Origin of the sequence: Curtobacterium sp. MCPF17_003, from assembly GCF_003224385.1 — a bacterium.
Classification (GTDB): domain Bacteria; phylum Actinomycetota; class Actinomycetes; order Actinomycetales; family Microbacteriaceae; genus Curtobacterium; species Curtobacterium flaccumfaciens.
The window spans coordinates 259097-280726 of sequence record NZ_QKLC01000002.1 but is presented as its reverse complement, the minus strand read 5'-3'; the positions used below and the strand labels follow the sequence as shown (position 1 = coordinate 280726).

General features: G+C 71.8%; 24 protein-coding genes and 1 tRNA gene. 21 read left to right on the top strand and 4 right to left on the bottom strand.

The window, feature by feature from the left end; translation table 11 throughout:
* Nucleotides 1-54 precede the first annotated feature (54 nt).
* From DEJ30_RS03930 to DEJ30_RS03915, 4 genes are read left to right on the top strand one after another with little or no spacing between them, the layout of a single operon-like run.
* Nucleotides 55-891 carry a carbohydrate ABC transporter permease gene (locus DEJ30_RS03930; protein WP_375231865.1) on the top strand — a complete coding sequence of 279 codons (837 nt, stop codon included), beginning with the start codon at nt 55-57 and terminating at the stop codon, nt 889-891.
* Nucleotides 892-896: 5 nt separating this feature from the next.
* Complete coding sequence (locus DEJ30_RS18045) at nt 897-1394, top strand: hypothetical protein (RefSeq protein ID WP_181419990.1); 498 nt, start codon at nt 897-899, stop codon at nt 1392-1394.
* A gap of 21 nt (nt 1395-1415) precedes the next feature.
* Nucleotides 1416-2432 (top strand): LacI family DNA-binding transcriptional regulator, encoded by a 1017-nt coding sequence (locus DEJ30_RS03920; RefSeq protein ID WP_110859124.1) that lies wholly within the window; start codon nt 1416-1418, stop codon nt 2430-2432.
* 10 nt (nt 2433-2442) lie between these two features.
* Nucleotides 2443-3078, top strand: coding sequence for an MBL fold metallo-hydrolase (locus DEJ30_RS03915; RefSeq protein WP_110859123.1), 636 nt, complete (start codon nt 2443-2445; stop codon nt 3076-3078).
* Between the two features lie 110 nt (nt 3079-3188).
* Here the strand turns inward: DEJ30_RS03915 and DEJ30_RS03910 are convergent, their stop codons facing one another.
* Nucleotides 3189-4094 (bottom strand): DUF72 domain-containing protein, encoded by a 906-nt coding sequence (locus DEJ30_RS03910; protein WP_110859122.1) that lies wholly within the window; start codon nt 4092-4094, stop codon nt 3189-3191.
* A 103-nt stretch (nt 4095-4197) separates the two neighbouring features.
* Between DEJ30_RS03910 and DEJ30_RS03905 the strand changes: the two genes are divergently transcribed.
* From DEJ30_RS03905 to DEJ30_RS03890, 4 genes are all read left to right on the top strand, one after another.
* A tRNA-Glu gene (locus DEJ30_RS03905) sits at nt 4198-4273 on the top strand.
* Between the two features lie 106 nt (nt 4274-4379).
* A complete protein-coding gene (locus DEJ30_RS03900) occupies nt 4380-4826 on the top strand; it encodes a CrcB family protein (RefSeq protein ID WP_110859121.1) in 447 nt (148 codons plus the stop codon).
* Nucleotides 4823-5212 (top strand): fluoride efflux transporter CrcB, encoded by a 390-nt coding sequence (gene crcB / locus DEJ30_RS03895; RefSeq protein ID WP_110859120.1) that lies wholly within the window; start codon nt 4823-4825, stop codon nt 5210-5212. Before DEJ30_RS03900 ends, crcB begins: the two co-directional genes overlap by 4 nt.
* The gene (locus DEJ30_RS03890; protein ID WP_027465908.1) at nt 5209-5814 is read left to right on the top strand and encodes a histidine phosphatase family protein; all 606 of its coding nucleotides are present in this window, start codon (nt 5209-5211) and stop codon (nt 5812-5814) included. The genes crcB and DEJ30_RS03890 overlap by 4 nt, the downstream gene beginning before the upstream one ends.
* 282 nt (nt 5815-6096) lie before the next feature.
* Here DEJ30_RS03890 and DEJ30_RS03885 read toward each other — a convergent pair whose 3' ends face one another.
* Entirely contained in the window at nt 6097-7164 is a 1068-nt protein-coding gene (locus tag DEJ30_RS03885) for an FUSC family protein (protein ID WP_110859119.1), read from the bottom strand.
* A 180-nt stretch (nt 7165-7344) separates the two neighbouring features.
* Between DEJ30_RS03885 and leuC the strand changes: the two genes are divergently transcribed.
* From leuC to DEJ30_RS03855, 6 genes are all read left to right on the top strand, one after another.
* Nucleotides 7345-8802 (top strand): 3-isopropylmalate dehydratase large subunit, encoded by a 1458-nt coding sequence (leuC, locus tag DEJ30_RS03880; protein WP_110859118.1) that lies wholly within the window; start codon nt 7345-7347, stop codon nt 8800-8802.
* Nucleotides 8802-9398 carry a 3-isopropylmalate dehydratase small subunit gene (gene leuD, locus DEJ30_RS03875; protein ID WP_110859117.1) on the top strand — a complete coding sequence of 199 codons (597 nt, stop codon included), beginning with the start codon at nt 8802-8804 and terminating at the stop codon, nt 9396-9398. The genes leuC and leuD overlap by 1 nt, the downstream gene beginning before the upstream one ends.
* The gene (gene murA / locus DEJ30_RS03870; protein ID WP_110859116.1) at nt 9398-10765 is read left to right on the top strand and encodes a UDP-N-acetylglucosamine 1-carboxyvinyltransferase; all 1368 of its coding nucleotides are present in this window, start codon (nt 9398-9400) and stop codon (nt 10763-10765) included. The genes leuD and murA overlap by 1 nt, the downstream gene beginning before the upstream one ends.
* A gap of 5 nt (nt 10766-10770) precedes the next feature.
* On the top strand, nt 10771-11595 hold the full coding sequence (locus tag DEJ30_RS03865; protein ID WP_110859115.1) for a 1-acyl-sn-glycerol-3-phosphate acyltransferase: 825 nt from the start codon (nt 10771-10773) through the stop codon (nt 11593-11595).
* Nucleotides 11596-11674: 79 nt separating this feature from the next.
* Nucleotides 11675-12688 (top strand): NAD(P)H-dependent glycerol-3-phosphate dehydrogenase, encoded by a 1014-nt coding sequence (locus DEJ30_RS03860; protein WP_110859161.1) that lies wholly within the window; start codon nt 11675-11677, stop codon nt 12686-12688.
* A 59-nt stretch (nt 12689-12747) separates the two neighbouring features.
* Nucleotides 12748-13830 carry a D-alanine--D-alanine ligase family protein gene (locus tag DEJ30_RS03855; protein WP_071244873.1) on the top strand — a complete coding sequence of 361 codons (1083 nt, stop codon included), beginning with the start codon at nt 12748-12750 and terminating at the stop codon, nt 13828-13830.
* Nucleotides 13831-13936: 106 nt separating this feature from the next.
* On the opposite strand, the gene DEJ30_RS03850 is transcribed toward DEJ30_RS03855, so the two are convergent.
* Nucleotides 13937-14422, bottom strand: coding sequence for a DUF3515 family protein (locus DEJ30_RS03850; protein WP_110859114.1), 486 nt, complete (start codon nt 14420-14422; stop codon nt 13937-13939).
* A 24-nt stretch (nt 14423-14446) separates the two neighbouring features.
* Here DEJ30_RS03850 and thiL point away from each other — a divergent pair, with 24 nt between their 5' ends.
* Nucleotides 14447-15442 carry a thiamine-phosphate kinase gene (gene thiL / locus DEJ30_RS03845; protein WP_110859113.1) on the top strand — a complete coding sequence of 332 codons (996 nt, stop codon included), beginning with the start codon at nt 14447-14449 and terminating at the stop codon, nt 15440-15442.
* A gap of 93 nt (nt 15443-15535) precedes the next feature.
* Here thiL and DEJ30_RS03840 read toward each other — a convergent pair whose 3' ends face one another.
* A complete protein-coding gene (locus DEJ30_RS03840) occupies nt 15536-16096 on the bottom strand; it encodes an RsmD family RNA methyltransferase (RefSeq protein ID WP_110859112.1) in 561 nt (186 codons plus the stop codon).
* A 97-nt stretch (nt 16097-16193) separates the two neighbouring features.
* Here DEJ30_RS03840 and DEJ30_RS03835 point away from each other — a divergent pair, with 97 nt between their 5' ends.
* The 6 genes from DEJ30_RS03835 to mutM all read left to right on the top strand — a co-directional run bounded on the left by DEJ30_RS03835 (nt 16194) and on the right by mutM (nt 21609).
* Nucleotides 16194-18422 carry an ATP-dependent DNA helicase RecG gene (locus DEJ30_RS03835; protein ID WP_258369804.1) on the top strand — a complete coding sequence of 743 codons (2229 nt, stop codon included), beginning with the start codon at nt 16194-16196 and terminating at the stop codon, nt 18420-18422.
* 38 nt (nt 18423-18460) lie between these two features.
* Nucleotides 18461-18946 (top strand): pantetheine-phosphate adenylyltransferase, encoded by a 486-nt coding sequence (coaD, locus tag DEJ30_RS03830; protein ID WP_110859111.1) that lies wholly within the window; start codon nt 18461-18463, stop codon nt 18944-18946.
* 116 nt (nt 18947-19062) lie between these two features.
* Nucleotides 19063-19635: a DUF177 domain-containing protein gene (locus tag DEJ30_RS03825; protein ID WP_110859110.1), complete on the top strand. Its 573-nt coding sequence runs from the start codon at nt 19063-19065 to the stop codon at nt 19633-19635.
* A 55-nt stretch (nt 19636-19690) separates the two neighbouring features.
* Nucleotides 19691-19894 carry a 50S ribosomal protein L32 gene (gene rpmF, locus DEJ30_RS03820; protein WP_017888273.1) on the top strand — a complete coding sequence of 68 codons (204 nt, stop codon included), beginning with the start codon at nt 19691-19693 and terminating at the stop codon, nt 19892-19894.
* A gap of 13 nt (nt 19895-19907) precedes the next feature.
* The gene (gene rnc / locus DEJ30_RS03815) at nt 19908-20633 is read left to right on the top strand and encodes a ribonuclease III (RefSeq protein ID WP_220032926.1); all 726 of its coding nucleotides are present in this window, start codon (nt 19908-19910) and stop codon (nt 20631-20633) included.
* A gap of 4 nt (nt 20634-20637) precedes the next feature.
* Nucleotides 20638-21609 carry a bifunctional DNA-formamidopyrimidine glycosylase/DNA-(apurinic or apyrimidinic site) lyase gene (gene mutM / locus DEJ30_RS03810; protein WP_110859109.1) on the top strand — a complete coding sequence of 324 codons (972 nt, stop codon included), beginning with the start codon at nt 20638-20640 and terminating at the stop codon, nt 21607-21609.
* Nucleotides 21610-21630 lie beyond the last annotated feature (21 nt).

The window sequence follows — 21630 nt, the reverse complement described above, 5'->3', positions numbered from 1 at the left end:
CCGCGGTCCGGGGCCGTGCGCCGCGACCGCGCCGTCGACCGCACCGAGGTGCGCGTGCGCCGGGACACCGGGCCGCGGATCCGCACCGCCCTGCAGGCCGTCGTCATCGCCGTGTGGTGCCTCCTGCCGTTCTACTGGATGGTGGTCACGAGCTTCCGTGACGTCGGCTTCACGTTCGACGCCACCCCGTGGCCGACCCACGTGACGCTCGACAACTACGCGACGGCGTTCTCCACCTCGCTCGGCAACCACCTCGGACGGGCACTGCTCAACAGCCTGCTCATCGGTGGGGTCGTGACGATCATCGCCCTGCTCGTCGGCACCACGGCGGCGTACGCGCTCGCCCGGCTCGAGTTCCGCGGCAAGTCCCTCATCGCCGGCGCGATCCTGGCCGCGTCGATGTTCCCCGGCGTCGCCCTCATCTCGCCGCTGTTCCAGCTGTTCACCGACATCGGGTGGATGGGGTCGTACCAGGCGCTCATCCTGCCGAGCATCTCGTTCGTGCTGCCGCTGACCGTGTACACGCTCGCGTCGTTCTTCCGCGAGATGCCGTGGGACCTGGAAGAAGCAGCCCGCATCGACGGGTGCACCCGGGTGCAGGCGTTCCGGCGGATCATCCTGCCGCTCGCGGCGCCCGCGGTGTTCACCACGGCGATCCTGGCGTTCATCTCGAGCTGGAACGAGTACCTCATCTCGTCGCAGCTGTCGAGCGACGCGACACAGCCGGTGACCGTGGCGATCGCCTCGTTCGCCGGGTCGCAGCCGCACCAGGAGCCCTACACGGCGGTGATGGCCGCCGGCACGATCGTCACGATCCCGCTCGTGGTCCTCGTCCTGATCTTCCAGCGACGCATCGTGGCCGGGCTCACCGCCGGCGGCGTGAAGGGCTGACGACCATGGCCCAGCGCGGACCCACCCGTCCCACCGCCCACATCGAGGAGTCGATCGGCTTCGTCGGCATGTTCGGCGTCCTGTTCCTCGGCGTGACGGTGTTCTGCGAGCTCACCGGGCGACCGGCGCTCGGCTGGGCGCTCACCCTGCTCGTGTGCGTGCTCGGCGTCGTCGCCCTGGACCGGTGGCGGGTCGCCGTCCTCCGCCGGACCACGGCGCAGGACGGCACGGGTGGATCCGTGCCCCGGGGCGTCGGTGCTGCGCCCGCGGTGGCCCCGGTGCACACGTCGGTCACCGACCCCACCGGTCGCCGGCCCCGACCCGGCGCGGACGGACGGGTGCACCAGCACGCCGGCTGGGACGAGGTCGCACCGGCTGCACGACGGCCGGCGCGCACCGCACGGGTGCCGGAACGCAGGGCGGACCGCGGCGTGCCCGCGGTGGCGGACCGACGGGGTGGACCCGACGCACCGGCGGACGTGACGCACGGCACGGACGGCTGACGGGCCTCCCGGGTCGCACCGATGGGGATCCAGGAGATCGCGACCGTCACGGGGCTGTCGAAGTCCACCGTGTCGCGGGCGCTCCGCGGCATGTCGAACGTGGCCGACACCACGATCGAGCAGGTGCGGCGGGTCGCCGACGAACTCGGGTACGTCCCGAGCTCGGCAGCGGCCGGCCTGGCCACCGGTCGTCAGCGCGCCGTCGGGGTGGTCGTGCCCGTCATCGATCGCTGGTTCTACGTCAAGGCGCTCGGCGGCGTCGACGCGGAGCTCCGCCGGGCCGGGTACGACCTGGTCCTCTACAACCTCGGCGGCCCGGGCGGCGACCGCGACCGGGCGTTCCGACGCTCGATGCTGCGGCACCGGGTCGACGGCCTCGTGCTGCTCTCCCTGGTGCTCGACGCCACCGAACGGGCCGAGCTCGAACTCAGTCGGCACCCCATGGTCGTCATCGGCGGCCCCGCACCGGGTCTGCGCAACGTGGGCGTCGACGACCGCGAGGTCACCCGGATCGCGGTCGAGCACCTGCACGGACTCGGCCACCGGCGCATCGCCTACGTCGGCGGGCAGGACGAGGCCGGCATGAACGTCGCAGTGCCGCACCTGCGGCGGGACGGGTTCCTCGACGCCGTGCGGTCGGGCGGACAGGCCGTGCCGGAACGGTGGTCCCTCGACGGCCGCTTCTCGTTCCCCGGCGGTGCCGCCGCCGGGGCCGGGCTGTTCGCCGAGCCGGCGTCGGAACGACCGACGGCAGTGCTCTGCGCCTCGGACGAGATGGCCCTCGGTGTCCTGCTGGCCGCGCGCCGAGCCGGTCTCGCGGTACCGGAGGACGTGTCCGTGATGGGGATCGACGGCCACGAGTACGGCGCCACGGTCGGACTCACCACCGTCGCGCAGGACCCGGTGGCGCACGGACGGACCGCTGCACGGGCGGTGCTCGCCGAGGTCGACGGCGGTGTCGCCGGCCCGATCGCGGCGGCACCCGCGCACCTGGTCGTCCGCGCGACCACGGGGCCCTGCCCGCACGGTGCCGCGTAGGGTCGCCCGCATGGAGGTCACCAAACTCGAACACGCCTGCCAGGTCATCGCCGAGAGTGACGCCCGCCTGGTCCTCGACCCGGGGAACTTCACCCGACCGGTCGACGCCACCGGGGTCGTCGCCGTCGTCGTCACGCACGAGCACCCGGACCACGTCACCCCCGAACAGGTCCGCCGGATCCTCGACGCGAACCCCGGTGCCGTCGTCATCGGACCGGAGGGGGTCCGCGCGGCGCTCGCCGAGGTGGACATCACCGTCGACGTCGTCACGGACGGCGACCACCGGACGGTCGGCCCCTTCGCGCTCACCTTCCACGGCACGCGGCACCAGCTGATCCACGCCTCGGTGCCGATCGTCGACAACACCGGCGTGCTCGTGAACGGCCGGCTGTTCCACCCGGGCGACTCCTACACGGACCCGGGCGTTCCGGTCGAGGTCCTCGCGGCACCCGTCGGGGCGCCGTGGCTCAAGGTCGCCGAGATGATGGACTACGTCGCCGCGATCGCGCCGTCCCGCGCGTACCCGATCCACGAGGCCACCCTGTCCGAGGTCGGCTTCGGCATGCACACGGGGCGGCTCCGCGAGGCCGTCGAGCCCGCCGGGTCGCTCGTCGTGCTGCGCCCGGGGGAGTCGCTCACGCTCTAGGGCTGCGCTGCGCGGCCTGGAGGCCCGTGGCGGCGCCGCCGCGGGCCTCCCGTCCGTCACCGAGTGAGCAGAACGCGACGGGTCGCGTCCACGCACCCGGCTTCTTCTGCTCACTGGTCGGGCGCCCGCCGGCGCAGTCGCGCCGCGACCAGGCGGTCGAGCGTCAGGGCGTCCCACGGAGCGTGCCGCTCGGCGTCGTTGTCGAAGTACACGTAGACGTCACGGCCGGCCTCGGCGTGCTCGAGGACCGTCGTCGCCCACCCGCCGAGTGCCCGGGGCGAGTACCCGTCGTGGTAGGTCCGGGGTGCACCGTGCAGCCGGAGGTACGCGAGCGGTGCCCCGGTGTCCGCCCGGAAGCGGGGGAAGTCGCCGGCGTGCGAGTCGACGAGGGCGACGCGGTGTCGGCGCAGCACGTCGAGGTGCTCGTCGCCGAAGCCGGCTGCCCGGACCTCGAGCGCGTGGTGGATCGAACACGCCGGTTCCTCGGGCTCCACGAGACCGTCCGGCTCCTCGGTGACCTTGTCGTCGTGGTGGCGTGCGAGTTCAGCGGCCGCACCGTGCGTCCGGGGGAGCACCCCGAGGAACGCGTCGAGCACCTCCGGCGTCGGCAGCAGGCGCTCGGGCAGCTGCCAGAGCACCGGTCCGAGGGTGTCCCCGAGCTCCAGCGGACCCGAGGCGAAGAAGTTCGCCAGCGCGGTCTCGACGTTCCGCAGCCGCAGCATGTGCGTGACGTACCGGCCGCCCTTGACCGCGAACCGGAACGGCTGCCCGCCCGAGGCCGCACGCCACGCCCGGTAGCGCGCCGGACGCTGCAGCGAGTAGAAGGATCCGTTCAGCTCCACCGTCGGGAACCGCGACGCCACGTGCTCGAGCCACCGCCGCTTCGCGAGGCCCTCGGGGTAGAAGTCCCCACGCCAGCCGTCGTACTGCCACCCGGACAGGCCGATCCGGACCGTCGCCGAGGGGCTGCCGCCGACGTGTCGTGGCGCTGCGATCGCGTCGTGGTCGGCCGTCATCGATCCACCGTATGCCAGCTCCGACACGGCGGCACACCCGGGCGACACGCCCCGTTTTGGTGCGGATGCGAGCCTTGTGCAATACTTGTCGAGTTGTCGGAACGGCCCCATCGTATAGCGGCCTAGTACGCTGCCCTCTCACGGCGGTAACGCGGGTTCGAATCCCGCTGGGGTCACCAGTACGCAAACCCCCGTCCAGCTCCGGCTCGGCGGGGGTTTCGTCGTCTCGACTAGCCTGGATCGACCCCGTCGTCCGGGGGACGATCGCCTCGCGACGGGAGCACGATGCACGCCGAACGCCCACCGCACCTGCGCTGGAGGCTCGTCGCCCTCGTCGCCCTCGGCGGCGCGATCGGGACGGCCGTCCGCGCACTCCTCGCCACGGCGTTCCCCGCGCACGACGGGATCAGCTGGACCATCCTCGTGATCAACGTCGTCGGGGCGTTCTGCCTCGGGTTCCTGCTCGACGCGCTCGCACGCCGCGGCCCGGACGTCAGTCGTCGTCGCGCGGTCCGGCTGTTCGTCGGCACCGGCGTCCTCGGCGGTTTCACGACCTACAGCACGCTCGCGGACGACACCGCGCAGCTGCTCGACCTCGGCCACTGGACGGCCGGCAGCGGGTTCGCCCTGCTGTCGGTCGTGCTCGGACTCGTCGCTGTCGTCCTCGGTCTGTGGGTCGCCGCGGCCACCCGGCCCCGCACCCGCCCCGAACCGCTGCAGGACGCCCGATGAGCCCGGCCGAACTGGTCCTGGTCGCCGTCGGCGGGGGAGCCGGCGCCGCCCTGCGCTTCGTGCTCGACGGCGTCGTGAAGGGCCGCGTCGCCGGTTCGCGGTTCGCCGGGTTCCCGGTCGGGACCCTGCTCATCAACGTGTCCGGATCGCTCGTGCTCGGGGTCCTGACGGGCCTCGGGCAGGCCGGCACCATCCCCGCCTCGACGGTCGCTGTGCTCGGGACGGGCATGATGGGCGGGTACACGACGTTCTCGACGGCGAGCGTCGAGACCGTACAGCTCCTCCGATCCGGCAAGACCCGGCTCGCCGTCCTGAACGGCCTCGGGATGCTCGTCGTCTCGGTCGGCGCAGCTGCGCTCGGCCTCTGGATCGGAAGGAACTCATGACCTCGGAACGCCCCGGCGAACTCGTCCTCGTCCGTCACGGAGAGACGGAGTGGTCGAAGAGCGGGCAGCACACCGGCCGCACCGACATCCCGCTCACCGACAACGGTGTCGAGCAGGCGAAGCGCGCGGGCCGGTACCTCGGGGACCGGTCGTTCGCGCTGGCGCTGTCGAGCCCGCTGCAGCGCGCCCGCGACACCGCGCACCTGATCGGCGTCGAGCCGGAGCTCGACGAGGACCTGTACGAGTGGGACTACGGCGCGTACGAGGGCCTCACCACCCCGCAGATCAAGGTGCTGCGCCACGGGCCGTGGGACCTCTGGACCGACGGGGTCCCCGCCGGTGACACCCCCGGTGAGAACGCCGCCGAGGTGCGGGTCCGCGTCGAGCGCATCCTGAACCGTGCCCGTCCGGTGCTCGCCGAGGGCCACGACGCCGTGTTCATCGCCCACGGCCACGTGCTGCGGGCGCTCGGTGCCGCGTGGATCCGGCTCGCGCCGCAGGACGGCGCCGTGCTGAAGCTCGGCACCGCCTCGGTCAGCATCCTCGGCTACGAGCACGGCCGCCCCGTCATCGACGCCTGGAACATCCAGCCGCGCGACTGACGCCGTGGTGGGCCGGACGGGCTCGCGACCGCGACGGACGCGGTGATCGCGACCACGGACGAACGGGAGGCCCGTGGCGGCGCCGCCACGGGCCTCCCGTCCGCCGTCTGCGCCCGTTCCTTCCCCTGTCACGCGCGATGGCAGGCGGAATCGGGCGTCCCTGGTCGAAACGAACGACCAGGTACGCCCGGTTTCGACCCGGTACGCCCGATTCGACCCGGTATGCCCGGTTCGACCAGGTACGCCCGGTTCGACCCGGTACGCCCGGGACGACCGGGCGCTTCAGACGGTCCGGATCGCGCTCGTCGCACCCAGGGCACGGCCACGCCGGCGCTCGATCGCACGCCCGACGAGCAGCAGCCCCACGCTGACCACGGCACCGAGGACGGTCTGCGCGATGCGGTCGAGCGCCAGCAGCTGGGGTGCCTCGGGCAGGCTCAACCACGACACCGCCAGGGCGAGCGGGGTGAGGAACAGCAGGCACACGGCGTAGTTCCGGGCGACGAAGATCTCGGCGAAGAACTGCCCGACGACGGCCAGCACGACGATCCACCACGCCGACGGCTCGAGCAGCAGGATGCCGACCGCGATGACCGTGCCGCCGATCGTGCCGACCACACGCTGCCCGGCGCGGACCACGGTGTGCCGCTGGCGGATCGCCGGCAGGGTCGAGACCACCGCGATGACCGCCCAGTAGGGGTGCCCGAGCCCGGGGATCGACTCCGCGACGGCACCGGCGACGAGTGACCCGACGACGTTGAGCGCGACGGTCTCCCACAGCGCCGGTGTCCGCAGGACCGCGAGCGACCGGTGCTTGCGGTCGGCCAGCGGGCGGAACCGGTGCGGGGCGTGCGGGTGGAACAACCGGCGGAGCACCGCACCGGACATCGCGACGAGCCAGGCCCAGACCACCGAGCAGACGATGATCGTCGTGACGAGCGGGACGTCCGCCGGGCGCATCGGCACGAGTGCGGACACGACGAACGCGAACACCGGGAAGATCGGCTGCGCGGGGATCGCCCGGAGCGTGGAGAGGGTGCAGACCGCGACCACCAGGACGACGACGAGACCCACGGCCTGCAGCCAGAGCGGCGACCCGACGAGCCCGACCCCGATGCCGGCGAACATGCAGAGCGCCTGCAGTGCACCCGCGACACCGGTGGTGACGGCACGCTGCCGGTAGGGCTCGGTCGCACCGAAGATGGCGGTGAACCCGGCGAACATGGCGAAGGCGGCGTACCCCGGCATGCCGAGGGCGATGAGCAGCGCGAGCGGTGCGCCACCGGCGATCGCGGCGCGTGCCGCGCCCTCGAGGTTGATGGTCCGGGTCGAGTGCGCAGGTGTCGTCATGGCGTCACCATCCTCCCACCGCGACGGGTCTCGGGGAGTCGCCACGGGCCTCCAGGCCACGCCGTGGCGGGGTGCCGGGCCTGCGGCGGGCCGGGTGTCCCGCGTTGGTATACCAATGGTAGAGTCGCCTGATCGGGCCGCGGTCGCGGCGCAACGACGAGGACGAGGAGGGCTGAGCTCATGGGAAAGACGCTCGCCGAGAAGGTGTGGGACGACCACGTCGTGGTCAAGGGCGAGGACGGCAACCCGGACCTCCTCTACATCGACCTCCACCTCGTGCACGAGGTGACGAGTCCGCAGGCGTTCGACGGCCTGCGGCAGGCCGGGCGTCCGGTGCGTCGCCTCGACCTGACGATCGCGACCGAGGACCACAACACCCCGACGCTCGCCATCGACCGCCCCATCGCGGACCCGACGAGCCGGATCCAGATCGAGACCCTCCGTCGCAACTGCGAGGAGTTCGGCGTCCGGCTGCACTCCCTGGGCGACAAGGAGCAGGGCATCGTCCACGTGGTCGGTCCGCAGCTCGGCCTGACCATGCCCGGCATCACCGTGGTCTGCGGCGACTCGCACACCAGCACCCACGGGGCCTTCGGCGCGATGGCGTTCGGCATCGGCACGTCCGAGGTCGAGCACGTCCTCGCGACGCAGACCCTGCCGCTCAAGCCCTTCAAGACGATGGCGATCACGGTCGAGGGCACGCTGCGCCCGGGGGTGACGGCGAAGGACATCATCCTGGCCGTGATCGCGAAGATCGGCACCGGCGGTGGACAGGGTTACGTGCTGGAGTACCGCGGCTCCGCGATCCGCGCGCTCTCGATGGAGGGCCGCATGACGATCTGCAACATGTCGATCGAGGCCGGTGCCCGCGCCGGCATGGTCGCCCCCGACGAGACCACCTACGACTACGTGCAGGGCCGCGACCACGCGGCCACCGGTCAGGACTGGGACGACGCCGTCGCGTACTGGGAGACCCTCGCCACCGACGACGACGCCGTGTTCGACGCCGAGGTGTTCATCGACGCGGACGAGCTCGAGCCCTTCGTCACCTGGGGCACGAACCCCGGCCAGGGCGTCTCGCTGTCCGAGAGCGTGCCGGACCCGGCCGCCTACAGCGACCCCAACGACCAGGCCGCTGCTCGCCGCGCGCTGGAGTACATGGACATCACCGCCGGCACCCCGATGAAGGACATCGCCGTCGACGCGGTGTTCATGGGGTCCTGCACGAACTCGCGCATCGAGGACCTGCGGGCCTTCGCGTCGATCATCAAGGGCCGCACCAAGGCCGACGGCGTCCGGGTGATGGTCGTGCCCGGCTCCGCGCGGGTCCGGCTCGAGGCCGAGGCCGAGGGGCTCGACCAGGTGTTCACCGAGTTCGGTGCCGAGTGGCGGTTCGCCGGCTGCTCGATGTGCCTGGGGATGAACCCGGACCAGCTGGCACCGGGGGAGCGCTGCGCGAGCACCTCGAACCGCAACTTCGAGGGTCGCCAGGGCAAGGGCGGCCGCACGCACCTGGTGTCGCCGCTCGTCGCCGCGGCCACCGCGGTGCGCGGCACGCTGTCCAGCCCGTGGGACCTGGAGACCGACGACGAGATCGCGGCGGCGACGTCCGCCACCGCCACCGAGGGGACCTTCTGATGGACAAGATCACCACCGTCTCCGGCATCGCCGCGCCGCTCAAGCGGTCCAACGTCGACACCGACCAGATCATCCCCGCGGTCTACCTGAAGCGCGTCACCAAGACCGGCTTCGAGGACGCCCTGTTCGCCGGTTGGCGGCAGGACCCCGACTTCGTGTTGAACCAGGAGCGCTACCAGGGTGCCCGTGTGCTCGTCGCCGGGCCGGACTTCGGCACCGGATCGTCCCGCGAGCACGCCGTCTGGGCGCTCCGCGACTTCGGCTTCACGGTGGTCGTCTCACCCCGTTTCGCGGACATCTTCAAGGGCAACGCCGGCAAGCAGGGCCTGGTCACGGCGATCGTGACCGAACCGGAGGTCGAGCGTCTGTGGGCCGCCATCGAGGCGAACCCGGGCATCGAGGCGACGGTCGACCTCGTGACGCAGCGCGTGTCGCTGGGGGATGTGGACGTCCCCTTCGAGATCGACGCTTACACTCGTTGGCGGTTGATGGAAGGGCTCGACGACATCGGGCTCACCCTCCGTGACGAGACCTCGATCACGGAGTTCGAATCCCGCCGCTCCAGTTGGCGGCCGAAGACATTGCCGGTGAAGTAGTGAACTCTCTCGTACAGGACGCAGCGGCCGCAGGGGCGCGCGTGGGCCTCAAGTCGGACGAGATCGTCATCCGCGGGGGCAAGCCGCTCGTGGGACGCATCGAGGTCCGTGGGGCGAAGAACCTCGCGACCAAGGCCATGGTGGCGTCGCTGCTCGGTGACACCCCGTCGATCCTCCGTGACGTGCCGGACATCTCCGACGTCAAGGTGGTCCGCGGGCTGCTCGAGGTGCACGGCGTGCGCATCACCGATCCTGCACGAGGCGAACTCATCCTCGACCCGTCGCGGGTCGAGTCGGCGCACTTCGCCGAGATCGACGCGCACGCCGGTTCGAGCCGCATCCCGATCCTGTTCTGCGGTCCGCTGCTGCACAAGCTCGGCGAGGCGTTCATCCCCGACCTCGGCGGCTGCCGCATCGGCGACCGCCCGATCGACTTCCACCTCGACGCCCTCCGCGCCATGGGTGCGGTCGTCGACAAGCAGGTCAACGGCATCCACCTGACGGCCCCGGACGGCCTGAAGGGCGCGTCGATCGAGCTGCCGTACCCGAGCGTCGGCGCGACCGAGCAGGTCCTGCTCTCGGCGACCCTCGCCAAGGGCGTCACCGAGCTGCGGAACGCCGCGATCGAGCCCGAGATCATGGACCTCATCGCGATCCTGCAGAAGATGGGCGCCATCGTCTCGGTCGAGCCGAACCGCGTCATCTTCATCGAGGGCGTCGAGTCGCTCCGCGGCTACACGCACCGCGCGATCAACGACCGCAACGAGGCCGCGAGCTGGGCCTCCGCCGCGCTCGCCACGAACGGCGACATCTTCGTCGAGGGTGCGAACCAGCAGGAGCTCATGACGTTCCTCAACGTCTTTCGCAAGGTCGGCGGCGGGTTCGACATCCAGGAGGACGGCATCCGGTTCTACCGCGAGCTGGACACCCTGAAGCCCGTGGTCATCGAGACCGACGTGCACCCCGGCTTCATGACGGACTGGCAGCAGCCGCTCGTCGTCGCGCTGACGCAGGCCGACGGCCGGAGCATCGTGCACGAGACCGTCTACGAGAACCGCTTCGGCTTCACGGACGCCCTGAACGAGATGGGTGCCGACATCGTCGTGCACAAGGAGGGGCTGCCCGGCCACGACCGTCGTGTCGCCCGCCGCCCGTTCGAGCAGGCCGCCGTCATCACCGGTCCGACGAAGCTGCACGCCGCCAACGTCCGCGTCCCCGACCTGCGCGGCGGGTTCAGCCACCTCATCGCGGCGCTGACCGCCGACGGCGAGTCGCACATCACCAACGTCGGCATCATCAGCCGCGGCTACGAGCACTTCATCCCGAAGCTGCGCAAGCTCGGCGCCGACTTCGACTTCGCTGGATAGGCGCAGTGCGGGCTGCAGGAAAGGGCGACGGTCTGGAGGCCCGTGGCGGCTCCGACGCGCAGGTCACGACCGGCCTCCCCGTGCGAGGGCGCCGGTGGCGCCGCGGTGAGCTGAACACCGCGTTCCGGATCGTCGCCTCGATCGTCATCCCGACGTTCCGGTTCTCGGCGCGCTACCACTGGCACGGCCCGAACCGCCTGCCGGCCGAGGGTGCGTTCGTGCTCGCGCCGAACCACTTCACGAACATCGACCCCCTGGTCGTGGGCACCGCCGTGTACATCTCGAAGCGGGCGCCGCGGTTCCTCGCGAAGGCGTCGCTGTTCAAGGTCCCCGTGGTCGGCAAGCTCATGTCCGGCATGGGACAGATCCCGGTCGAACGCTCCGGCCGGACGCGCCTGAGCGACCCGCTCGGGGGCGGACGCTCGTTGGTCGAGCAGGGCGGGGCGATCATCGTCTACCCCGAGGGCACGCTCACCCGCGACCCCGACCTGTGGCCGATGCGCGGCAAGACGGGTGCGGTGCGGATCGCGCTCGAGAACGACGTGCCGCTCATCCCGATGGCCCACTGGGGCACGCAGAACATCATGGCGCGGTACGGCAAGAAGCTCCGGCTGTTCCCGCCGTCCCGCGTCGACGTGATCATCGGTGACCCGGTCGACCTGTCGGCGTACCGCGGCCGGCAGATCGACCAGCAGATGCTCGGCGCGGCCACCGAACTCGTCATGCGCGAGATCACCGCGCTGCTCGAGGTGCTCCGTGGCGAGCGGGCACCCGCGACCCGCTGGGACCCGGCGGCGAACAACCAGAAGGAGACCGGCCGGTTTGAGTGACCTCCGACCCCACGACGACCGACCCGACCCCGCCGCCGCGGCTCCGGGGGCCTTCGACACCGCCGCGATCCGGGTGGTCATGCAGTCGACCGACAAGCCCCGGGTGGCCGTGATCGGTGCCGGCAGCTGGGGCACCACGTTCGCGAAGGTGCTGGCCGAGGGCGGTGCGTCCACCGTGGTGTGGGCCCGCCGCCCCGAGGTCGCCCGCGAGATCACCGAGACCAAGCGCAACTCGGACTACCTGCCCGGCATCAACCTGCCCCGCACCCTGACCGCGTCGACGTCCCTCGAGCGCGTGCTCGACGGCGCCTCGCAGGTGTACGTCTCGGTGCCCTCGCAGACCCTGCGCTCGAACCTCGCCGCGATCCGCGAGCTGCTGCCCGCGGACGTGCCGGTCGTCAGCCTGATGAAGGGCGTCGAGAAGAGCACGGGACTGCGGATGAGCGAGGTCCTGCTGCAGGGCCTCGGCATCGACCAGGACCGCATCGCGGTGGCCAGTGGCCCGAACCTGGCGCTCGAGATCGCCCGACGGCAGCCGACCGCTGCCGTGGTGTCGTCGTCCTCGCTGGAGACCGCCACCGAGGTCGCCGCAGTCGCGACGAACCCGTACTTCCGGTCGTTCATCAACACCGACGTCATCGGCACCGAGTTCGGCGGCGTGCTGAAGAACCTCATCGCCGTCGCGATCGGCATCGTCGACGGGGTCGGCTACGGCGAGAACACCAAGGCCTCGATCATCACGCGCGGCCTCGCCGAGATGACCGACTTCGCGGTGTCGCTCGGCGCGCAGTCGTCCACGCTGTCCGGGCTCGCGGGCCTCGGCGACCTCATCGCCACGTGCCAGTCACCGCTGTCGCGGAACAACACCGCCGGGCGGTTGCTCGGCCAGGGCTACCGGTTCGACGAGGTCGTCCGCCAGATGAACCAGACGGCGGAGGGGCTGGCCTCGGTCGCACCGATCCTCGAGCTGGCCGCGGCGAACGGCGTCGACATGCCCATCGTCAGCCAGGTCGGCGAGGTCCTCGCCGGTAGGCTCGATCCGCGCAACATCGCGCCGCACCTCACCGAGACCGACGAGCCGCAGGGCGAGTGACCGGTCCCGCACCGAGTCACGAAGGGACTCCCGTGCCCACGATCCCCGAGGGAACCCCCATGCCCAGGACCACCGTCGCCGTGCTCTTCGGCGGTCGCTCGAGCGAGCACGAGATCAGCTGCGTGACCGCCGGCGGCATCATGGACGTCGTCGACCGGGCCGAGTACGACCTCGTGCCGATCGGGATCACCCAGGACGGTGCCTTCACGCTGCAGTCCGACGACCCGGCGCAGTGGACCATCCGCGACGGCGCGCTGCCCACCGTGCCCGACAACGGCACGCGGATCGCGTTCCCGACCTCGCCGGCCACCAACGAACTCGTCGTGTCCCACCCCGACGGCACGGTCACGGCGATCCCGGTCGACGTGGTGTTCCCGATCCTGCACGGCCCCTTCGGCGAGGACGGCACGATCCAGGGCCTGCTCGAGATCGCCGGGCTGCCGTACGTCGGCGACGGCGTGCTCGCGAGCGCCCTGGCGATGGACAAGCACGTCGCCAAGGCCGTGCTCGAGCACGCCGGGCTGCGGGTCGCACCGTGGACCACCGTGCTCCGCCGGCAGTGGGCGGCCGACCCGGTGGACGTCGCCGAGACGATCGCCGCGCACGGCTGGCCGCTGTTCGTCAAGCCGGCTCGCGCCGGGTCGAGCATGGGTGTCTCACGCGTCGACGAGCCCTCGCAGCTGGGTGCCGCCATGGACCTGGCGTTCGAGCACGACTCCAAGGTGATCGTCGAGCCCCGTGTGGTCGGCCGCGAGGTCGAGGTCGCCGTGCTCGAGGGGCGTGACGGTGTGCCGCGCACGAGCCTGCCGGGCGAGATCGTGGTGGCCGAGGACGGCTTCTACGACTTCGCGTCGAAGTACCTGGGCGGCGACGAGTCGCTGCTCTGCCCGGCACCGCTGACCGACGACCAAACCGACGAGATCCGCTCCATCGGTGCCCGCGCGTTCGAGGCCATCGGTGGTTCCGGGTTGGCCCGTGTCGACTGCTTCCTGACCGACGACGGCTTCGTCGTGAACGAGGTCAACACGATGCCGGGCTTCACGCCGCTGTCGATGTACCCGCGCTGCTGGGCGGCGTCGGGCGTGTCCTACGGCGAGCTGATCACCGAGCTCATCGAGCTGGGTCGCGCGGCCGTCCGCTGACCAGGCCGTGCTGGCCCGATCGGCGCGCGAGCGTCAGGCGGGGTTCAGCCCTGCACGTCGTCGGGGTCGAGGCGCTGGTTGAGCTGGCGCTGCTCCGTCCGCTGGGTCAACCCTGCACGTCGTCGGGGTCGAGGCACTCGTGACCGTCCTTCGGCAGCGACGACACGGCGTCGGACAGCTCCTGCACGACCGTCGACGTGGTCTTCGTCGAGTCGACCACGACCTGCGCTGCCGGTGACCGACCGAACGTCGTGAAGACGACCTGGTCGCCCCGGTCGTCGCGGATCCAGTCCACGCCGCCCTGCGAGAAGCACGGCAGGTCGGACACGGTGGGGACGGCGACACCGCAGTGGTAGATCGCCACCTCGGGGTCGCCCCAAGCAGCGGTCGCCTGCGCGTTCGTGTTCCGCAGGTCGAACTTCGAGTCCACGGTCGCGGGCAACCGGACCTGCACGGCGGCGCACGCCGCTGCGTTCGCCGACGGCGCGGCGGACATCGACACGGCGTTCGTGCACCCGGTCAGCCCGGCGGCGAGGGTGATCACGGCCCCCAGGATCGCGAGGGTGCGAGGGGTGCGGCGCGCGGTGTCCATCGCCGTCCAGGCTACCGTTCTCGTGTGGATGCGACGGACGACGCCTGGGCCGGACCGACGGTGGGGGAGCTCGGCGAACTCGTCGTCCTCGAGCGGATCACGAGCCGCCTGCCCGCAGGGTCGCCGATCCTCGGCCCCGGAGACGACTGCGCGGTCGTGGCCGCCCCCGACGGCCGGTTCGTCGTGACGACGGACATGATGGTCCACGGTCCGGACTTCCGGTGGGCGTGGTCGTCGCCGTCGGACATCGGCTGGAAGGCGGCCGCCACGAACCTGTCCGACGTCGCCGCGATGGGTGCCGTGCCGAGCGGCCTCGTGATCGCCCTCGCCGCACCGCAGGACACCCCCGTGTCCGTCCTCGAGGGCATCGCCGACGGCTTCCGGCTCGCCGTCGACGCACTCGCGCCGGGGTGCGGGGTCGTCGGGGGAGACCTCTCCACCTCGGCGACGTTCACGGTGGCCGTCACCGCCTTCGGTGACCTGCTGGGCCGGGCGCCCGTGCTGCGGTCGGGCGCGAGCGTCGGTGACGTGCTCGCGGTGTCCGGCGAGCTCGGGCGTGCCGCCCGCGGGCTGTCCCGGCTGTTCCGCGACGGCGTCGACGGCCGGGGCGAGCCGGACCGTGCCGCGACGGTCGCGAGCGGCGCGGACGTCGACCCCGACGTCGGACGCCAGCGCCGCCCGGTGCCCCCGATCGCCGACGGGCCGCTCGCGGCCGGAGCCGGGGCCACCGCGATGCTCGACCTGTCCGACGGCCTGGCGATCGACGCCGGTCGGCTCGCCCGTGCCAGCCGGGTGACGCTCGAACTCGATGCCGCCACCGACCTCGACGAGGTCGCGCTGCACGGTGGCGAAGACCACGGACTGCTCGCCACGTTCCCGGCCGACGCGATCCTGCCCGGGGGCTTCCGGCGCATCGGTGTCGTGCGGGAGCGTGGCGACGCGGACCTGCTGCGCGCCGGTGCCGCGGTGCCGACGACCGGCTGGGACCCCTACGCCGACTGGGACGGCGCCGCCGGCTGACCCGGCCCGGTCGGTGCACGACCGTGTTGCGACAGAACACGCGTCGTTCGACAGGTGCACTGTCGCAGAGCGCGTGCACACGCGCAGAACGCCTCAGCCGGCGGCGACGGCCTCCCACGCGACGGTCTCGCCGTAGCTGCGCTTGCTGAACGGCTCCAGCCCCGCCGGCCAGGTGGGCTCGGGGGAGCGCTTGCTCCGCTCGACCACCACGACGGCATCCGGCGTGAGCTTCGGCGCCAGGGCCTCGAGCACCTCGGCGAGCTCGTGCTCGGTGACGTCGTAGGGCGGGTCGATGAACACCAGGTCGAAGGTGCGGACGGTCCCGCGCAGGTACCCGAGCACCGGCTGGGGCTGCACGTCGATCCGGACGCCCGGCACCCGCTGCTGCACGGCCTTCGCGTTCGCCCGGCAGGCCTGCGCGGCGGCGGATGCCCGGTCGACCAGGACCACCTCGGCCGCACCGCGGGACGCCGCCTCGAGCCCGAGCGCGCCCGTGCCCGCGTACAGGTCGGCCACCGACGTGGCCTCGACGAGCCCCCGTGCCTCGAGCGACGAGAACAGCGCCTCGCGCACGCGGTCGCTCGTCGGGCGGGTGCCGGACTTCGGCACCCGGAGCGTCAGGGAGCCGGCGGCGCCGGCGATGATGCGGGTCATGCAGCCACCGTATCGGCCCGGCGGGTCCGGTCCGGTGTTCTCCACAGGCCGCTCGGGAGGCGCGGGTGGGGTCGGTCGTGCCCGGTACCGTTGGAGCGTGGTCACCTCCGGAACCCCCGCTGCGCCGGCCGCGCCCGACCTCGGTCCGGCGCCGCTCGACGCGCGGCTCGCGAACGTGCTCGGCGGTCGGACGGCGACCGCGATCGAGAAGGCCTTCGGCTACCGCACGGTGGGGGAGTTCCTCGAGCACGCGCCCCGCCGCTACGCCGAGCGTGGTGCACTGACGGCCCTCGACTCGCTCGCGATCGGCGAACCCGTCACCATCGTGGCCGAGGTGGTCGACGTCCGTGAACGCACCATGCGCGCGCGCCGCGGCTCGATCCTCGAAGCGAAGATCGGCGACGGCAAGGGCCTGCTCACCCTCACGTTCTTCAACCAGGGGTGGCGCACGAAGGACCTCGTACCCGGCGCCCGGGGCATCTTCTCCGGCAAGGTCAGCGACTACCGGGGTGCCCGGCAGCTCGCCCACCCCGACTACGAGCTGTTCGACCCCGACGACCCCCGCGCCACGGCGGAGCCCGGTTCCGACGAAGCGATCCGGTGGTCGCGCCAGCCGATCCCGATCTACCCGGCGACGGCCTCACTCACGTCGTGGCAGATCGCGAAGTCCATCGGGATCGTCCTCGACACCCTGCCGGACCTGCCCGACCCGGTGCCGGCGTCCGCGCGGTCCCGGCTCGACCTCGTGCCGTTCCGCCGTGCCCTCGAGCTGCTGCACCGCCCGGAGAAGGTCGCGGACTTCAAGCGCGCGCAGGACGCCCTGCGCTACCGCGAGGCGTTCGTGCTGCAGACCGCCCTGGTGCAGCGCCGGATCGCGGCCCGTCGCACCGCGGCCACCCCGCGCGTGGCCGCCCCCGGTGGCATCCTCGAGCGCTTCGACGCCACCCTGCCCTTCACGTTGACGGACGACCAGCGGGCCGTCGGTGCCGACATCGACCAGGACCTCGCCCGCACCTGGCCCATGCACCGGCTGATCCAGGGCGAGGTCGGGTCCGGCAAGACCCTCGTGGCGATCCGGGCGATGCTCACGGTGGCCGAGTCCGGTGGCCAGTCCGCGCTCATCGCCCCGACCGAGGTGCTGGCGGCCCAGCACCTGCGCTCCATCGTGAAGTTCCTCGGGCCGGACCTGGCCGCCGAGCTCCGACCCGTGATCCTGACCGGGTCGCAGTCCACCGACGAACGTCGCCGTGCCCTGCTCGCCGCGGCATCGGGCAGCTCACGGTTGGTCATCGGCACCCACGCGCTCCTGGGGGACCGGGTGGACTTCGCCGAGCTGGGGCTCGTGGTGGTCGACGAGCAGCACCGCTTCGGTGTCGAGCAGCGCGAGGCCCTCCGTACCAAGGGCACGACCCCGCCGCACGTGCTCGTGCTCACGGCGACGCCGATCCCGCGCACCGTCGCGATGACGGTGTTCGGCGACCTCGACGTCTCGACCATCACGGGCATGCCGTCGGGGCGCGCCGGCGTCGAGACCTTCACGGTCCCGTTGGCGGAGCACCCCGGGTGGGAACCCCGGATCTGGTCCCGCATGGCCGAAGAACTGGACAAGGGCCGCCAGGCGTTCGTCGTCTGCCCGGCCATCGACGACGCCCACACCGAGGACGACGGCGAGCCGGAGCCGGCCGAGGGGCAGGACGACACCCCGAAGCGCGCCCCGGCGACCGTGCTCGCCACGGCCGAGCGGATGCGCACCATGCCCGTGCTCGAAGGGCGCTCGATCGCGGTCCTGCACGGTCGGATGACCGCCGACGAGAAGGACCGCGTGATGACGTCCTTCGCCGCCGGCGACCTCGACGTGGTCGTCGCGACGACCGTGATCGAGGTCGGCGTCGACGTCCCGAACGCGGCGATGATGGCCGTCCTCGACGCCGACCGGTTCGGGGTCTCGCAGCTCCATCAGCTCCGCGGCCGCATCGGTCGTGGGCAGTGGGCCGGCGTCTGTCTGCTGGTCACCTCGGCCGAGCTCGAGACCACCTCGCGCGAGCGCGTCGACGCGGTGGCCGCCTCGGACGACGGGTTCGAGCTCGCGCGGGTCGACCTCGAGCTCCGGCGCGAGGGCGACGTCCTGGGCGAACGGCAGTCCGGTGGGCGGTCCTCGCTCAACCTGCTCCGGGTGGTCGAGCACGCCGACCTCATCGTCGACGCGCGCGAAGAAGCGGAGCGCGTGCTCGAACCCGATCCCGAACTCGAGGGGTCCCCGGCCCTCCGTGACGCCCTCGCCCGGCGCCTGGACGAGTCCGACGCGGCGTTCCTCGGCAAGAACTGACCCCGGAGCACGACGGCCCGCGCGGTATCGTCGCTGCCATGGCGCAGATCGCGGTGGTCCCCGGTTCCTTCGACCCCGTCACCCTCGGGCACCTCGACGTCATCGGCCGCGCGGCCGGGCTCTTCGACGAGGTGCACGTCCTCGTGGTGCACAACCCCGACAAGAAGCCGGCGATGTTCGAGGCGGTCGACCGGGTGCGGCTCATCCGCGAGTCGCTGGTCGAGGTCGGCGCGCCGGACACGGTCACGGTGGGCGAGTGGACGTCCGGTCTGCTGGTGGACTACTGCCGGCAGGTCGGGGCGAAGGTCCTGGTGAAGGGCGTGCGGTCCGGCGAGGACGTCGCGTACGAGACCCCGATGGCCATCATGAACCGCCACCTGGCCGACGTCGAGACGGTGTTCCTGCTGCCGGAGGCGTCACGGGCGCACGTGTCGAGCTCGCTGATCCGCCAGGTGTCGTCCCTCGGCGGTGACGTCACGCCGTACGTGCCGAAGGCGGTTGCCGACGCGCTCGCGGCCCGCTGAGCACGCCCGCCCAGCACACCCAGCACGCTCACTGAACCCACCGCGTCCGGACACGCCTGTCGCCACCTCGACTCTCGGCCCCGATCGCGCTAGGCTTGTCGATCGTGTCTTCCCCCGTGAACAGCCCCTACGCCCTGCGCGTGCGCGACCTCGCGCACCGGCCGGGTGAGATGCGCGAGCACTCGCTCGACATCGAGGTGCCCGACGCGATGGGGGCCGGTCTGATCGGCGTCCGACAGGGTGCCGAACTGCACATCGACGTCAAACTCGAAGGCCTGCACGAGGGTGTCCTCGTGTCCGGACACGCTTCGGCCGACGCCACGGGGGAGTGCTCGCGCTGCCTCATCGACATCAGCGAACCGATCGAGGTCGATTTCGCCGAGCTGTTCGCGTATGATGCCTCGGAGGATTTCGACTTCTTCGTTCGCGATGACCACGTGGACACCGAACAGGTCGTTCGAGATGCGGTGGTGCTGTCGCTGCCGTTCCAGCCGGTCTGCCGACCGGACTGCCCAGGACTCGACCCGGTGACGGGCGAGCGTCTGGCCGACCTCGGCGAGCAGCCCGCTCGTCAAGTGCTGGATCCTCGTTGGGCAGCGCTCAGCGCGATCGAGCTCGACGCCAGCACCGACGGTGACACCACCGCACCGAAGACCACCGAGGGCGAGGAGCGGTCCGAGACCGAGTAGGTCCCGACACCGCCAGCCCCCGTACCGACCACCGACCAACCGAAAGAGATTCACCATGGCCGTTCCCAAGCGCAAGCAGTCCCGTGCGAACACGCACGCCCGTCGTTCGCAGTGGAAGGCCACGCCGATCCAGCTCGTGAAGACGATCGAGAACGGTCAGGTCACCTACAGCCTCCCGCACCGCGCGAAGGTCGTCGAGGACTCGGCCGGCACGCCCCTGTACATGGAGTACAAGGGCCGCAAGGTCGCCGACGTCTGATCGGACCGAACGCATGACGACAACGTCCGGCGCTGCGGGGTCTCGCCCCGCGGGGCCGGACGTCGTTCGTCTGCAGGGCATCCTCGGGGCCGACATCGACCTCGAGCTGCTCCAGCTCGCCCTGACGCACCGCTCCTACGCCTACGAGCACGGGGGCATCAAGCACAACGAGCGCCTCGAGTTCCTCGGGGACTCGATCCTCGGCCAGGCCGTGACCGTAAAGCTCTACCGGTCGTTCCCCGACCTCGACGAGGGTGACCTCGCCAAGCGTCGGGCGAGCCTGGTGTCGACCGTGGCGCTGGCCGAGATCGCCCGGATGATCGGGCTCGGCCGCTACCTGCGCCTCGGCAAGGGCGAGGAACAGACCGGCGGGCGCGACAAGTCGTCGATCCTGGCCGACACCGTCGAAGCCGTCATCGGCGCAACGTACCTGTCCGCCGGCCCCGACCCGGCCACCGAGCTCGTGCTCCGCCTGGTCGAGCCGCTCATGATCGACCCGGACCGCTTCGGCGCCGCGATGGACCCGAAGACGAGCCTGCAGGAGCTCGCCTCGAGTCGTTCGCTCGGCAACCCGGCCTACCGCGTCACCGAGACCGGCCCGGACCACGACAAGACCTTCACGGCGACGGTCGTCCTGCAGGGCGAGGACATCGCCACCGGCACCGGGTCGAGCAAGAAGGCCGCCGAGATGGCCGCCGCGCTCGACGCCTGGACCCGGCTGTCCGGTCGAGCGGCCTGACCGCGTGCCCGAACTCCCCGAGGTCGAGGTCGTCCGCGCCGGCCTCGAACCCGCCGTCAGCGGTGCGCGGGTCCTGCACGTCGACGTGGTCGACGACCGTGCGCTCACGCGGCACGACGGCCCCTCGGAGGACTTCGCCGACCGACTGACCGGTCGCACGATCGCCGCTGCCGTCCGCCGGGGCAAGTTCCTCTGGATGCCGCTGCAGCCCGAGCACGACGGGGACCGCCCCGAGGCACTCGTCGCTCACCTCGGCATGAGCGGGCAGATCCTGCTCGGCCGTGGTCGACCGGCGGCCAAGCACCGGCGGATCCTCATCGACGTGCAGCCCGCGGGCACCGACCGCACTGGTGCCGCGGAGCCCGCCGTGGAACTCGAGTTCGTCGACCAGCGCACGTTCGGCTCGATGGCGATCGACGCGATGGTGCCGACGATCGACGGTGCTCCCGCCGGGTTCGGCGGGCAGGTCGACGCGATCGACCCCGACGCCGCGTGGCGCCGGTGGGTGCCCGGGCAGGTGTCGCACATCGCCCGTGACCCGCTCGACCCCGCGTTCGACGACGACCGGTTCGCCGCGATGGCGCGGAAGCGTTCGAGCGGCATCAAGCGGGTGCTGCTCGACCAGGGCGTCGTGAGCGGCATCGGCAACATCTACGCCGACGAGTCGCTCTGGGCCGCGAAGCTGCACTACGACCGCGCCGCCGACCGCCTCACCCGTGCCGACCTGCGACGGCTGCTCGACGAGGTGCGCGCCATCCTGCGCCGGGCGCTCGAGGACGGCGGCACGAGCTTCGACGCCCAGTACGTCAACGTGAACGGGCAGTCCGGGTACTTCTCGCAGCGCCTGAACGTCTACGGGCAGCAGGGGAAGCCGTGTCCGCGCTGCGGCACGACGATCGTGCGCGAGGCCTTCATGAACCGGTCGAGCCACATCTGCCCCGTGTGCCAACTCCGTCCCCGCGCCCGCACGCGTTAGCCTGACGCCAACCAGAGCATC